Source organism: Halocatena salina (assembly GCF_023115355.1).
Taxonomy (GTDB): domain Archaea; phylum Halobacteriota; class Halobacteria; order Halobacteriales; family Haloarculaceae; genus Halocatena; species Halocatena salina.
Window position 1 is genome coordinate 1,073,030 of the sequence record NZ_CP096019.1, and the last position, 13,698, is coordinate 1,086,727.

At 55.1% G+C, this 13,698-nt stretch carries 12 protein-coding genes, 1 tRNA gene and 1 pseudogene; 7 read left to right on the forward strand and 7 right to left on the reverse strand.

Going from position 1 to position 13,698, the window contains the following annotated elements; genetic code table 11:
• Position 1: 1 nt before the first annotated feature.
• Positions 2-1,597: a DUF7282 domain-containing protein gene (locus tag MW046_RS05480; protein WP_247994555.1), complete on the reverse strand. Its 1,596-nt coding sequence runs from the start codon at positions 1,595-1,597 to the stop codon at positions 2-4.
• Between the two features lie 304 nt (positions 1,598-1,901).
• On the opposite strand from MW046_RS05480, the gene MW046_RS05485 reads away from it, so the two are divergent.
• The 3 genes and pseudogenes from MW046_RS05485 to gatE all read left to right on the forward strand — a co-directional run bounded on the left by MW046_RS05485 (position 1,902) and on the right by gatE (position 6,018).
• Entirely contained in the window at positions 1,902-3,317 is a 1,416-nt protein-coding gene (locus MW046_RS05485; RefSeq protein ID WP_247994556.1) for a class II fumarate hydratase, read from the forward strand.
• 275 nt (positions 3,318-3,592) lie between these two features.
• A pseudogene (locus MW046_RS05490) lies at positions 3,593-4,024 on the forward strand (helix-turn-helix domain-containing protein); the annotation flags it as partial.
• 140 nt (positions 4,025-4,164) lie between these two features.
• Positions 4,165-6,018 (forward strand): Glu-tRNA(Gln) amidotransferase subunit GatE, encoded by a 1,854-nt coding sequence (gene gatE, locus MW046_RS05495; protein WP_247994557.1) that lies wholly within the window; start codon positions 4,165-4,167, stop codon positions 6,016-6,018.
• 23 nt (positions 6,019-6,041) lie between these two features.
• Here gatE and MW046_RS19705 read toward each other — a convergent pair whose 3' ends face one another.
• From MW046_RS19705 to MW046_RS05515, 5 genes are all read right to left on the reverse strand, one after another.
• Positions 6,042-6,188 carry a DUF7563 family protein gene (locus MW046_RS19705; RefSeq protein WP_438268181.1) on the reverse strand — a complete coding sequence of 49 codons (147 nt, stop codon included), beginning with the start codon at positions 6,186-6,188 and terminating at the stop codon, positions 6,042-6,044.
• A gap of 114 nt (positions 6,189-6,302) precedes the next feature.
• Positions 6,303-7,046 carry a helix-turn-helix domain-containing protein gene (locus MW046_RS05500; protein WP_247994558.1) on the reverse strand — a complete coding sequence of 248 codons (744 nt, stop codon included), beginning with the start codon at positions 7,044-7,046 and terminating at the stop codon, positions 6,303-6,305.
• A 609-nt stretch (positions 7,047-7,655) separates the two neighbouring features.
• The gene (locus MW046_RS05505; RefSeq protein ID WP_124954125.1) at positions 7,656-7,943 is read right to left on the reverse strand and encodes a PadR family transcriptional regulator; all 288 of its coding nucleotides are present in this window, start codon (positions 7,941-7,943) and stop codon (positions 7,656-7,658) included.
• Positions 7,944-8,896: 953 nt separating this feature from the next.
• Entirely contained in the window at positions 8,897-9,670 is a 774-nt protein-coding gene (locus MW046_RS05510) for a hypothetical protein (protein WP_247994559.1), read from the reverse strand.
• Positions 9,671-10,475: 805 nt separating this feature from the next.
• Positions 10,476-10,547: transfer RNA gene (locus tag MW046_RS05515), tRNA-Ala, on the reverse strand.
• A 220-nt stretch (positions 10,548-10,767) separates the two neighbouring features.
• On the opposite strand from MW046_RS05515, the gene MW046_RS05520 reads away from it, so the two are divergent.
• Genes MW046_RS05520 through MW046_RS05535 form a run of 4 tightly spaced genes read left to right on the forward strand, consistent with a single transcriptional unit; the run spans position 10,768 to position 13,262 of the window.
• Complete coding sequence (locus MW046_RS05520; protein ID WP_247994560.1) at positions 10,768-11,238, forward strand: 30S ribosomal protein S15; 471 nt, start codon at positions 10,768-10,770, stop codon at positions 11,236-11,238.
• Between the two features lie 18 nt (positions 11,239-11,256).
• Complete coding sequence (locus MW046_RS05525) at positions 11,257-12,396, forward strand: recombinase RecJ (RefSeq protein WP_247994561.1); 1,140 nt, start codon at positions 11,257-11,259, stop codon at positions 12,394-12,396.
• A 1-nt stretch (position 12,397) separates the two neighbouring features.
• Complete coding sequence (locus MW046_RS05530) at positions 12,398-12,628, forward strand: KEOPS complex subunit Pcc1 (protein ID WP_247994562.1); 231 nt, start codon at positions 12,398-12,400, stop codon at positions 12,626-12,628.
• Positions 12,621-13,262, forward strand: coding sequence for a 30S ribosomal protein S3ae (locus tag MW046_RS05535; RefSeq protein WP_247994563.1), 642 nt, complete (start codon positions 12,621-12,623; stop codon positions 13,260-13,262). The genes MW046_RS05530 and MW046_RS05535 overlap by 8 nt, the downstream gene beginning before the upstream one ends.
• Before the next feature lie 2 nt (positions 13,263-13,264).
• Here MW046_RS05535 and MW046_RS05540 read toward each other — a convergent pair whose 3' ends face one another.
• The gene (locus tag MW046_RS05540; RefSeq protein ID WP_247994564.1) at positions 13,265-13,696 is read right to left on the reverse strand and encodes a cupredoxin domain-containing protein; all 432 of its coding nucleotides are present in this window, start codon (positions 13,694-13,696) and stop codon (positions 13,265-13,267) included.
• Positions 13,697-13,698: the final 2 nt, after the last annotated feature.

Genomic DNA, 13,698 nt, shown 5'->3' on the forward strand with positions numbered 1-13,698 from the left:
CTCAGTGGCGTCTGCCCATCGCGGCGATCAACGCGGTGATACTGAGAGCGATGAGACCAGCCAACGGTCCAAAGCCCGGACCGTCCACGTCCGACAGCCGAGCGTTCGATGCGCCGTCGCTGTCGGTTGTCTCCGTTCCTTGTTCGGTTACTCGGCCGTCGGAGCCGGCGTCAATTGCCGTTTCAGAGGGATCGGCGTCACCGTTGTCTGCCGGTTCGGACGGGCCACTCCCCGAGTGAGGCGGTGGGGCGGGCTGGTCGGTGGACCAATGGGTCGTACTTCCGGTCGAAGCGTTTGCTACGGCAATGATCGCTCCCCCATCGGCTCCGCGATACGGTCCATCGATCGAAGTGTTGTGACTGTCGAACTCTCCGTTGTCGTTCGTATCGAGGTGTGGAACTACGATAACGGTGCCGTCTCCTCGGTAGTCGCCGTCAAGCGTGATACTGACGTTCGAATGACTGCCGGGCTGGCGGTACTCGGAGACGCCCATGTAGCTCTCTCGGGCCTCCGATCGGTTCTGTGTGAGAAACGACTGATTGTACACTGCCAAGAAACCACCCTCAGAGAGGTTGGCGTCTTTTACCGTAATTGTCTTGGAACTATCGTTTTCGAACTGCTGGCCCGTGAGACTGACTGACGCGCTCGATGCAGCAGTGAGAACTCCCTCCGTCTTCGCTTCTTCGGAGAATCCTTCACCAGGGATCAACACCACAAACTGCGTTCCCTTCGTCACGTTGCCGAAATCGACGCGTAAACTAAAGCTCCCATCCTCTTTCACCCGCGTAGTGTGAGTGATGTTGAACGTCGCTTCCTCGTTCGATCGGAGGTGAACCGTGAGGTTCGTCTGCGGTGCAACCGTCGTATCACCGGTGATGGTCCGGTTCGAATCGGCGGTGAGTTTGAGCACATCCTCCCCGTTCGTCTCCAACGATGCTTTACGGGGTGTAACTGTGATAGGTGTAGAGACCGCCTCATCGGTGTCTTGACTGTCGACCGTCACGACAAGATCGCCGGTCGTAACACCGGTCGTACTGTTCGTGAACACCGCCCGCTCCGTATCGATCAGGGCGTACACATCGGAGCCGTCCGTCTCGGGAATCACCCGAAGGCCTCCCGTCTCGTTCGTCGCAGCAAGGTCAAGCGTCGTGTTTGACGCCTCGTTTTCGATTCGAACTTCGAGTACACCGGATCGAACCAGTTCGAGGAAACGTGCGTTTGAATTGCCGGATTCTTCCACTAGCGCGTTCGACAAGCCTGTAGCGGCCACCTCGATGACCAACACGTCTTCAGCAGCGATCGTCTCCGTCTCCGTGGCGAGTTCCGAAACGTCAGCTACTGTTCGTACGTCGTCGAACTTCGCTCCCGGTGCCGTCCGCGTCGTGACTGCCTCGATCGTTATGTCATCGGAAGATTCGGACGGCGAAATCGATCCGTCCATCGATCCATGCGGTTGCTCCATCCGTGTCGAATGGAACGGGCTGGACTGGACAGTCGAACCACCATGGGCGGGATCATCAACCATCCCGACCGTATGAAGCCGATCGGCCTGTGAAGTACCCCCCGTAACTGCACCGACGACCATAGATCCACTCATCGTACCCACAAACACCGAACACAGTACGACAACAGGTATGAAATAACTTCGAATCGTTCTTTGCGTCCCCATCGCGTGCCTAGCACCTCCACCGTTTCGATCTCCCATCCCTAACTTGGAATCGCTATCTATCGACTATGCATCCGCTTCACTAGTTGAACGATCCGATTCGATATTCCGAACATAGGCCCACCTTTATAAATGCTTTCTGGTACGTGTGGGAATCACCGTCCCAGTTCGTTCGACGAGACGGTCACCGAGGGTTTTCGATGGGTTTTACGACTGGACCGGAAGATGATGTACTATGGGCGATCAGGAACACAGGATCGAACATGACAGTCTCGGTGAGATGGAAGTTCCGATAGATGCCTACTGGGGGGCACAAACCCAACGAGCCATCGAAAACTTCCCGATCAGTTCTGTGACATTCGGGCGGCGGTTCGTCCGTGCACTCGGTGTCGTGAAGAAATCAGCCGCGCGCGCGAATCAGGAACTGGGTCACCTCGACGACGAGACGGCCGAACACATCATCAGGGCTGCAGATGAGGTTATCGCTGGCGAGCACGACGATCAGTTCCCGGTCGACGTGTTCCAAACCGGGAGTGGCACCTCCTCGAACATGAATGCCAACGAAGTGATCGCCAATCGAGCAACCGAACTGTCCGGAGGGACGATCGGCTCGCGAGACATCCACCCAAACGATCACGTGAACTTCGGTCAGTCGAGCAACGACATCATCCCGACCGCGATGCATGTCGCCGTCCTCGAAGCGATCGAAGGCGATCTCGTGCCCGCGCTCGAAACGCTCGAAAACGAACTCACAGCCAAAGCAGAGGCGTTCGATGACGTCGTGAAAACCGGTCGAACCCACCTCCAAGACGCAACACCTGTCCGACTCGGACAGGAGTTCGGCGGCTACCGCACGCAGATCGAGAAAGGGATCGAGCGGCTTGAGGACACGACGCCTCGTCTGGCCGAGCTTGCACTCGGTGGGACAGCAGTCGGCACTGGTCTCAACACTGATCCCGAGTTCCCGCCGCTTGCCGCCGAGTACATCGCTGAGGAAACCGGTCTCTCGTTCAGAGAAGCCGACAACCATTTCGAGGCGCAAGCCGCCCACGACGCGATGAGCGAAGCCCATGGAGCACTCCGAGTCGTCGCAGGATCGCTCAATAAGATCGCTAATGATCTCCGTTTGCTCGCTTCCGGCCCGAGAAACGGGCTAGGTGAGATCGATCAGCCCGAGAACCAGCCGGGGTCTTCCATCATGCCCGGAAAGATCAATCCCGTCGTCGCCGAAGCGGTCAATCAAGTCCACAAGCAGGTCCTCGGGAACGACGCCGCCGTTTCCGCCAGTGCAGCGGACGGACAGATCGATCTCAACCTCTACAAACCGGTGATCGCGCACAACGTTCTTCAGTCGATCGAGCTACTCGCCAACGCCAGCAGCGTGTTCGCGGAGCGCTTCATCGCGCGATTGGAAGCGAACCGTGACGACTGTGAGCGACAAGTGGACCGGAGTATGGCGCTGGCAACCGCGCTCAATCCGAGTATCGGCTACGATGCCGCCGCTGAGATCGGCAAGACAGCGCTCAAAGAAGGGAAGACGGTCCGTGAGGTCGCCATCGAAAAAGGCCATCTCACCGAAGACGAAGCCGATGCAGTGCTCGATCCGGAGAAGATGACTGAAGTCGGTATTCTCGGTGAGGAAAGCGAATAATCAAAGCTATCCGTTTTACGGACGGGAAACGAGTTTTGATTAATCTCGTTTTGATCCGTCGCCGTATCGGAACCTAGCGTTTCCCTGAACACACACGCGACGATTACTCTTCGATCGACCGTGAACGTTCCCACCGTTATACCACAGAATAACATCACTTTCACTTTGTTTCGCGCGACGTATACGGAGCACTATTTGTCAATATTCCATTCTTTTTGTGGTGTGATTGATCCAAATTCGTTAGAATTTTCTACTCGTAATGGCAATCACAAATAATGGATCATATCGAAGATATCTCACTTGAGGATTTGCAGCGGGCGCTCGATCAGGTCGAACGAAAAAAGCCTACTATGCGTCTTTTGGCAGCGATCGCGTACAAAAACGGCGTGACTCAAACGGAGCTTGCCGAATGGTACGGCGTTCAGCGCCGAACGGTGTACAGTTGGCTCAAGCGGTTGGAGGAGCCGACGATCGAGAACGCCGTCCGTGACGCCCATCGGTCGGGACGACCACGAAAACTCACCGAGGAGCAACAAGCTTCGTTGAAACAGGTTCTTCGTCAGTCACCCGGGGCGTTCGGCGAGGATGCTGTGGCCTGGACGCCGGAGCTGGTCCGTCAGTACGTACACGAGCGGTTCGGAATAGAATACTCGTTGCCGAGCTGTCGGCGTCTGATGAAAGAAGCTGGACTCCGGTACTGTTCGCCCGAGGACTGTGACGTAGCGGCGTTCCCCACCGAACAGTTGGACACGGATACGAAACATTGGCTGCCACAGTGATGCTGTGAGTCGGACCGATCGGCGCGGACTGAACGGTTTTTTACTGTTCGGACTCACATCACGACATAATGACCGCACGCGACTACGAGGACGTCGGGCTGGTGGCGGGGTTAGAGATCCACCAGCAACTCGACACCGATACGAAGCTCTTCTGTGAGTGTCCGACACTCCGGCGGGAGCCACAGACAGCGACACGAGAGGTAACCCGATATCTCCATCCGACACGCAGCGAGCTAGGCGAGATCGACGAAGCCGCACTCGAAGAGAGCCGCATCGAACGGACGTTCACGTATCTGGCCTACGACACCACGTGCTTGGTCGAAGAGGACGACGAACCTCCTCACCGTATCGATCGAGAAGCGCTCTCTGTCTCCTTAGAGATCGCACAACTGCTCGATATGAACGTGGTTGACCAAGCCCACATCATGCGGAAAATCGTCGTCGATGGATCGAACACGTCCGGATTTCAGCGCACAGCGCTGATCGCTACCGATGGCGAGATCGAAACCGACGATGGACCGGTCGAAATCACGGATCTACTCCTCGAAGAAGAAAGCGCTCAACGAGTCGAAGAGACCGAACAGGGCGTCACCTACAGCCTCGACCGGTTGGGGATCCCGCTGGTTGAGATCGGTACTGGTCCGGACCTCCGAACGCCCGAGCAAGCCCAAGAAGCAGCCGCCACGCTGGGGATGCTGTTGCGTTCGACCGGCTCAGTAAAACGTGGGCTCGGCACCATCCGCCAGGACGTGAACGTCTCCATCGAAGACGGTGCTCGCGTCGAACTGAAAGGGGTTCAGAGTCTCGATGAGATCGCGGCCATCGTCGAACACGAAGTCGATCGACAGCTCGAACTGCTCGATATCAGCGAGACGCTGACCGAGCGTGATGCAGGAGTCGGCGACCCGGTGGACGCGACTGACGTGTTTGCGGACACCGACAGCGGCGTGATCGCCGGTGCAGAGTCTGTCATGGCCGTTCCGTTGTCCGGATTCGACGGATTGGTCGGACGGGAGATCCAACCTGACCGTCGACTCGGCACTGAACTGTCCGACCACGCAAAGCGCAGCGGTGCGGGAGGCATCTTCCACACGGACGAACTGCCCGCCTACGGTGTCACCCAAACTGAAGTCGATACGCTCCGTGAAACCGTCGGTGCGGGCGACCACGACGCTGTGGCACTGGTCGCTGCTGATGAGGCGGTCGCCACTGGAGCGATCGAGGCAGTCGCTGACCGTGCGCGCGCTGCTATCGAGGGCGTTCCCGAAGAAACCCGAGGAGCAACCACCGAGGGAACGTCCGAATATCTCCGACCCCTTCCCGGTGCGGCACGGATGTACCCGGAAACCGACGTGCCACCTGTCGAGCCCGATCCCTCCGGCGTGGAAACGCCAGAGCTACTCACCCAGCGGGAGGAGCAATACGTCTCCGAACTGGGACTGGATCCCACGCTCGCGGAGCAGGTCGCGTACGGGCGGCGAATGGCGACGTTCGAACGAGCGATCGAAGCGGGCATCGACCCGACGCTCGCTGCCAGAACGCTCGAAGGCACCCTCACAGAACTTCGTCGTGACGACGTTCCTGTCGAAAACCTCACTGAAGAACACCTCATTACCACGCTCGAACTCGTCGGGGATGGACTTGCGAAAGAAGGCGTCACGACGGTGCTCAGACTTCTCGCAACCGACCCGGATCTGAGCGCCGAACAGGCCATCGAGGAGGCCGGACTTGCCGGTGTCGACGAAGGAACCGTTCGATCGACAGTCGTAGAGGTCGTCGATCGAAACGAGGCACAGATTCGATCGGAAGGGATGGGTGCGTTTTCCGCATTGATGGGCGAATGCATGGGCGCACTCCGGGGCAAAGCCGACGGAGAGCTAGTGAGTACTGTTCTCCGTGAGGAGATCCAAAAACGAACCTGACAAATAAACGAACGCGGGGAGGTTCAGTTGTGGACTTCCCGAACGCTGTTGCCATCTCGCACTTTGTCCTCACAGTTCGGACAGACACGAGGATTACTGACGTCATTCGGCGTGAACACCCGGGCGTACTGCCTCGACACGAATGCATCGCAATTTTGGCACTGAGGCATAGACTGTATGTGGTTGGGTAACACAAAATCAGTGGTGCTTGCAGTATCACCGATCTGCGCGAAAAATAGCGAGAGAGACGCAGGCTGCGATCGTTCGAGCGCGGTCTCTGTGGGTCAATCGAGATTGACGGTCGATAGCCGAGACGACACGAGCGAGGACGTTTCGGTCGTTTCGGTCTCCTCGTCCGTCGGGACCTCCTCTTGGGGCTCGGTCGTCGTGGGATGGAGCACCCGCTGGACCAGCGTATCGTGTCCACGGCGCAACCGTTCCGAAAGCGCCTGATGGGAGATCTCCATCTCGACTGCGAGTTCGTCGAGAACGATCTCTCGAGGTACTTTGAAATAGCCGTGCTTGTACGCAGTGACGAGAGCCTCATACTGATCGGCCGTCAAGCCGAGGGGATCGGGACCGTTGCCGTCCCACGTTTCGACACTGCTTACGTCCAATGAAAGGTTGTGCTTGGTGCAAAACTCGTCTAGCCGAGAAAGCGCATCACGGGTCGAAAAGAGAAGGCGAAACGTCCACTGTCGTTGTGTCGCGGCACCCGAAAGCACGAGACCTTCCGTCGCAGTCAACATCCGAACGAGTAGACAAACTCGACTGTTCCAGCGGACGTGACACAACGCCTCGTCTTGCACACGGGTCAGTACCTCGAATCCATCGACAGTCGGATCAGCTTCGAGTGCCGATTCGAGCGAACTCAGATCAGAACCATGGAACCGCAACAGTGGTGTTGCCGTTTTATCTCCCAATGCTACAATACGCTCACAGGTGAGTGAGAGATCAGAAATGCTGTTGAGCGCTTCGTGTAAGGCGAACTCGTCGGTGGGGAGATGGCACGTGATATGAGTTGCCATGATAATCAGAATCGGACCTTGTACGTATATATTTTGTTACCAAAAAATTAAATTATAATTTAAGGAATTATGATACGATTGTTCAGATCGACAGCTACGAGCCGTTTAGACCACCGAGCGGACGACCATGAGTACAATCTATTCGTGATTTTCCAACAGATGTACCACCATTCATGTCGGATGGATAATGGAACGGTGTTGGATCGTCGATGACGTCTGAAGCTTGGAGCTAGATCTCATGGGTTGAACCGCTATGCGTTTTATCCATCGATATGCGAGAGGTACCTTTCGAAGCTGTATACCGATGCCTGTTGGAAGGTAATGGTCATTCTAAGAGAGTTCGTTGACACGAACATTACAAGAGTATGGTTGTAATTGCATGGCAATGCGTCCGCGTATGTTCACGAATACGTCCGTGACTCCTCCGTACCATCGTATTCATTGCCATGATACTACTGATGATCTAGTTCGTTTTGGTACAGTATCCACGGTCAGTGGATCTCGACGGAACTAGTACGAGACCGATCAGTAATGATGGTTCTACCGACGTGCTCGGAACTGAGAATGGCAGGGAGCACACAACGCTGTCTCCCTGATGCACGAAACAGGTTATTCGTTCGAGTCAGCCTCGAGATACTGCGCTTCCCACTCGTTGCGGGCTTCGATCTCGCGCTGTCCTCTACGGGTCACTTCGTAGTAGTTCGTCCGCCGATCCAGCTGTCCCTTCTCAACGAGACCCTTCTCGACAAGGGTATCGAGGTTCGGATACAGACGACCGTGGTGAATCTCCTTTTCGTAGTAGTCTTCGAGCTCATCTTTGATTGCCAATCCGTGCGGTTCGTCTCGGCCAGCAATCACGTACAGCAGGTCACGCTGAAAGCCAGTCAGATCGTGCATGGACTGATGTTGTATCCGTTCACAAATAAGTCTATCGTTGGGGAATACAAGATACAATCCTGTAATCCGAGAATGATGGATATACTACCGTTTCTCGGATGATTCACAGGGAACACCCACCACGAGATGAACTTCTTGTCATATTCCATATAATGTATTTGAAGATAGTCGTTGTTGCTGTAAATATCCACTCCCAATAGCACGACGCAAGTGTGTGAGTTCAACAAACGAAGATGAAAACCAAAACCTCCCGTTTATCCAGGGAGAAACGAACGAGGCGGTAGTGAGAAAACCCCTTGCCTCAGCTTTGATTCCGAAGAGCGATACTCAATCACGACCGAGTGGTAAACTCACTCATTACCATCACGTCCCCACCACACACGGTTTGAAACGAACCAGTCTACTCTCCAACTCGTCGTACGTAGAATACGAGTATATTTCTCACATACTTTATTGCTTCTGAAACGGGCGGTCCAACGCGCACAAATATGTCGTATACCATATCATATCACACAATAGAATTATATCTTTTACTTTCTATATTGTATTATGGATGCAAAAAGTAGAATTATCATCTATCGCTCTCGGCTGTCTACGGAGTTACTGCGCAACACAGATGCGCTATTCACGGTTTTGGGCTCGATTAAACGCTGGCATGGATCAAACACCTCTGCCCCGGGTTTTAACTGTGTATTTCTATACAAGATGAGTAGACCGCTGTATAAGCTAGATTGTGGAACACCATATATCGAAAATCACTATAGGTAGTTTTTATGGAATTGGAACAATCATATATTTAGTCTGTCACTGGGCGTTCGATCCGATTGTACAGAAACATATTTATTGATTATATTTTATTATTGTTCGAGTAAATATTCGATGACGGCCGTAACAGTATTGATCTCATAGGTATAATAAAATTTCTGTCGTATTGTGCCACTCCAGTACCCAGTTTAGACGTGGTTCCGGAGATACGGAACGATCTGTCGGTGGATCTCTGTCGCCCGTTTGGCTTCGTCCGCGTCGTCTGGCCAGTCGGTCTCATCCCACGTTGCAACCACCGTGTCTGGTTCAAAAGCGATATCCGAAGACAGTCCGCCAAGGGTGCACTGAGGACCGACAACTCCTCCTCGTGTGAGTTCATCCAATAGATCTGCTGGGTCACCTGCTTGAGAAGACGATCGATCGTCAGGGACCGAGGAAGAAACGGACGAAGCGGCTCCGTCACCCGCAGGTACACGATTGAGGACCTCACTCGGGGGAGACCCCCCGGGGGTTCGTTGGATACCGGCGACGTTGTGCTCGGACCCGTAGATCCTGAACTCGTTTCCTACTTCGGTGTCCGTTATGTGACCGAGAAACGATGGAAACCACGTGTCTGGCAAACCACGCACGGGTTGGACTGCAAACTGTCCGTCTTCAAAATAAAAAACACGTGATCGGACGTGCCACGGGTGCACGCCCAGAGACGACTGCTCAGGAGTACGGACAGTATCGGACTTCGAAAAGGCAGCTCGATACTGGAAATGGCAATACGGATCGCTGTCGTGATCGGTGTTACAAACCACAGCATCGACCGAATGACGCTGGATCGCTGGATCTTCGGAACGAGGGTCGATCTCCGTAACCGGCGTTTCCTCGAGCGCAGTACAAACGTCCTCTGGGGAGGGAAGCACAACCGACGGAAGCGTTACTGTTCCAAATTTGAAACGTTCTGAATTGCACATCGGTTTTACCAACCTGATCACCGGATTAGTATTAAATTTTCCCATAGGTGATCAGATGAGAGAGTTTAATGGAATGATGATTATCAAGCGCATACACTGATTATTTTATAATAAACGGCAGATAGTTTGCCCCATCAAGATCCATGTTTTATCGATAATAGCACCAACCGCGAACATTTGTTGGGATACGAGCAAACGGTGGACATCTCATACAATTACATTGTGATTAGTGCGTAAAAGCGATCGACGTTGCACTGCGGACGCCAAAATTATCATGTATAGTTGATTTTCAAAAATAATGTATCCAATATATACATGATGTAAGCATCACTCTAGTAAGTGGTCGTAATATTCTAGATATCAGGTAACAATATTGCATTTGAGTTATACTGTGGTAAGTTAGATACAGATTAGCAAGTATCACAATATAAATTCCACACCACACCTCATGTTCAAAAGTTATTGTAATGTCAATATATAGTAAAATATAGGACGTCTCCTATTACACATTATACGGCAATTATTTTAGTCATACAAAGACATAGAGCACGTCCAAATGTCTATACTCTTCTATCGAGGGACGGAAACAGCTCATCTACCATCAAGGGTCGTTTTCTCGGATTGAGTTTGACTCGTGATTAACTGTTTCACGATCTCTCTCCTCCATGGCGAATTGCTTCGGTATGAGTACAAAGTGGGTTCGCACGTACAGCAGCGCGATTTGAGAGCGTTCCAACGTGATGGATCCTACCGATACCGGACCGCAGTGGAGACAGAGACCCTGCTCACGAGAGGTAATTACAGATGGACTCGCCGGGATTTGAACCCGGGGCCTCTCCCATGCCAAGGGAGTGATCTACCCCTGATCTACGAGCCCGCACACGGGTGTATCCGGTCGGGTGACTTAACCCCATCGAAGCGTCGAGACGGGAAGTAGAAACCGTTTTGGGGTTGACGGCGTACCATCGGATGGGAACGGCACGGCCACACATCCGACATCGGCGTGGGCTTCCACGGCTTGGGAGTGTGGTAGTGCAACAGCGACTCGTCTCGTGCGAGCGCTGCATAGAGCGTATCGTGTGGTTCCAATCACAACCATGGCACGAATGCACACCCGCCGTCGAGGGTCGTCCGGTTCGGACCGCCCGGCGGCAGACGAACCACCGGAGTGGAGTGACGTAGAGGCAGACAAAATCGAAGAGCGGGTCGTCGAACTTGCGGAACAGGGACACGATCCAAGCGTGATCGGACTCAAGCTCCGAGATGAAGGCGTTCAGGGCGTTCCAGTTCCCGATATTAAACTCGCGACTGGAAAGAAGGTGACCGGGATCCTCGAGGAACACGACGCCCGACCGGATATCCCCGAAGATCTCCGGAGTCTACTCGAACGTGCGGTACGCCTCAACGAGCATATGCAAGACAATCCTGGCGACCACCAGAACAAGCGGGCGCTCCAGAACACGGAGTCGAAGGTTCGCCGTCTGGTGAACTACTACCGAGGAGACGAAATCGATTCGGAGTTCGACTACAGCTACGAGACAGCACGCGAACTCCTCGACCAGGAGTAAGAGCAGCTCGATAGTACGATGTCCACCGCTGATCACACCGCAACCGATCGCTCTGTACGTGCTGTCGTCGCCGAACTCGACGAAGCGGAGTTCGTCCAGTTCGTTACGGCACCGGATGGAGACGCAGTAGCAGCGACAGGTGTTCTCGCACAGGGACTTTCGATCCCGTTTCAGGCTCGTGTGGCCAGAGCCACGGCCAGTGTGAGCGAAGCGGATGTGACGGTTGCTGTCGGACAGACAGGAGGTGACGTTTCGATCACGGGTCGGCCGTTATCGGTCCGTGCCGTCGAGATCACGCAGAAACGTTCGAGTGATACGGAAACGAACCTGTCGCCGCCGCTTCGAATACTCGCACTCGCCGGTATCATCGCGGCTGAACGGGACATCGAGGACTATACGGACGTGTTTGGCCCGCTCGTTGAGACGGACGAACGTCCGGGGCTTGCTATCCCGACGACCGATCCGGTCGATGGGTTAGCACACACGACGTTGGCCCACGCACCATTCTCGGGCGATCCGGATGCGACGGCCGAGGTAGTTGCCGAGATCAGTGAAACGGAACGCGGTAGAGACCCCCGCGTGCTCGCGTCAATGCTAGCGGTGTCGGTCGTCGACGAACCGGACACCCACGCATCGACGGCGATCGAGCGGGCGCTCCATCCCTGTGTGGTCGAATCGGACGGGAGTTGCCCGTTCGTGACGCTCGCGGGATACGCGGACGTACTCGACGCACTCGCTCGATCGAATCCGGGCGAAGGATTGGCGCTCGCACTCGGTCACGGGAGTCCCGAGAACGCACTTGCGTACTGGCGTGAGCATTCTCGGAACGTCCACGACGCCGTTCGAAACGCGGAACTCGACCGACATCCGGAGTGTGTCGTCGTGGATCTCTCCGGGATACCGGTCTCGACCGTCGAACCGGCCGTGCGACTCGTTCGAGAGTATCGTTCGCCGGAACCGGTCGTACTTGCCACCACGGATGACGGTGTCGTAGCCACCACACAAACGAGAGAGCGGGACGTTAGAACCCCGCTGGCTAGCGCCGTCTCGGCGGTCGAAGACGAGACGACGGTAACGGAGCGTGGCCGGTATGCCCACGCACTCATAGCGCCGGAACCCCAAGATACCGTTGTGAATGCGTTCCGGGAGGCGATCTGAGATGGTCCGCCATGTAACCATCCGGACGGAGACCGACAACCCGAGTGTCATCGCAGCGGCACTCACGCCGGATAACACCGAAGAGATGACGACGACGATACGTGATGGAACGATCGTAACCGAAATCGAGCGAGAGACGACTGGCGGCTTGCGGACGACGGTGGACGATTACGTCACAAACCTCACGGTAGCAGCACAGTTGACGAACGACACGACCAACAATCATGAGTGAACGATCAGTCTCACGACGAAAGCGAGAGAAACGCTGGTACACGGTGTTCGCCCCGGAGCAGTTCGACCGGGCCGAACTCGGTGAAACAGTTGCACGGGAGCCCGAACAACTCGACGGGCGAACGATCGAAACGACGCTTGGCGCGTTGCGAAACGACGCCAGCGAGAACAACACCAAACTCACGTTCAAGATCACGGACGTGGGAAGCGACAGTGCCTACACGGAGTTCATCAAACACGAACTCACGCGCGACTATCTCCGGAGTCTCGTCCGACGAGGCTCTTCGAAGATCGGCGCCTTCGTGACCGTCCTCACGGCCGATGACTACCGGCTACAGGTCCAACCCGTCGCTTACACTACCAAGAAGGCCGATCACAGCCAAGAGAAGGCCATCCGGCGGCAGATGACCGACATCGTAGAGACCGCTGCCGAGGAGCGAACGTTCGAGGAGTTCATCGATGGCATCGTCTCGGGCCGACTGTCGGGTGGTATCTACAACGAAGCGAAAACTATCTACCCGCTCCGACGCGTCGAGATCCAGAAGGCGACGCTCGAAGCACATCCCGAAGAGATCGCAGAAGAACAGGAAATGTCGGTCAGCGTCGAAGAAGACGACATCGAACTCGACGAATAACCCTACGCGTTCTTTTCGACGACGATCACACCGGTCATGACCTGCTCGTGGGGGATACAAAAGTAGCTGTACGTCCCCGGAACCTCGAACGTGTGTGAATACGTCTGTCCGGTGAGGATCTTACCACCATCACGGCCGTCGTGTTTTGTCCATGATTCTCTCGCGGCGGCTACAGTGTCGAAGCCTCCGGAAGCGAAGTAGTCGGCCTCCTCGGGGATCGCACTTTCGTAGGCAGTCACGGAGTGAGCGCGGGAGTTAGTGTTACCCCAAACGACGGTCTCACCGACGGAGATGGTGTGTTTGTCGGGGGTAAAGGCGTTCGATGTCATCCCGATATCGTACTCTTCCTCGGAGAGTGATCCCCGAGCGAAACACCCCGCGAGTGTGGCGCTCGTGATACCCACTGTCGTCGCCAAAAACGCGCGCCGGTCCATAC

Excerpts from the sequence above, each read along its gene's own strand:
- MW046_RS05480 (WP_247994555.1), bottom strand. The coding sequence starts at position 1,597 with ATGAGTGGATCTATGGTCGTCGGTGCAGTTACGGGGGGTACTTCACAG.
- MW046_RS05485 (WP_247994556.1), top strand. The coding sequence starts at position 1,902 with ATGGGCGATCAGGAACACAGGATCGAACATGACAGTCTCGGTGAGATG.
- gatE (WP_247994557.1), top strand. The coding sequence starts at position 4,165 with ATGACCGCACGCGACTACGAGGACGTCGGGCTGGTGGCGGGGTTAGAG.
- MW046_RS19705 (WP_438268181.1), bottom strand. The coding sequence starts at position 6,188 with ATGCCTCAGTGCCAAAATTGCGATGCATTCGTGTCGAGGCAGTACGCC.
- MW046_RS05500 (WP_247994558.1), bottom strand. The coding sequence starts at position 7,046 with ATGGCAACTCATATCACGTGCCATCTCCCCACCGACGAGTTCGCCTTA.
- MW046_RS05505 (WP_124954125.1), bottom strand. The coding sequence starts at position 7,943 with ATGCACGATCTGACTGGCTTTCAGCGTGACCTGCTGTACGTGATTGCT.
- MW046_RS05510 (WP_247994559.1), bottom strand. The coding sequence starts at position 9,670 with ATGTGCAATTCAGAACGTTTCAAATTTGGAACAGTAACGCTTCCGTCG.
- MW046_RS05520 (WP_247994560.1), top strand. The coding sequence starts at position 10,768 with ATGGCACGAATGCACACCCGCCGTCGAGGGTCGTCCGGTTCGGACCGC.
- MW046_RS05525 (WP_247994561.1), top strand. The coding sequence starts at position 11,257 with ATGTCCACCGCTGATCACACCGCAACCGATCGCTCTGTACGTGCTGTC.
- MW046_RS05530 (WP_247994562.1), top strand. The coding sequence starts at position 12,398 with ATGGTCCGCCATGTAACCATCCGGACGGAGACCGACAACCCGAGTGTC.
- MW046_RS05535 (WP_247994563.1), top strand. The coding sequence starts at position 12,621 with ATGAGTGAACGATCAGTCTCACGACGAAAGCGAGAGAAACGCTGGTAC.
- MW046_RS05540 (WP_247994564.1), bottom strand. The coding sequence starts at position 13,696 with ATGGACCGGCGCGCGTTTTTGGCGACGACAGTGGGTATCACGAGCGCC.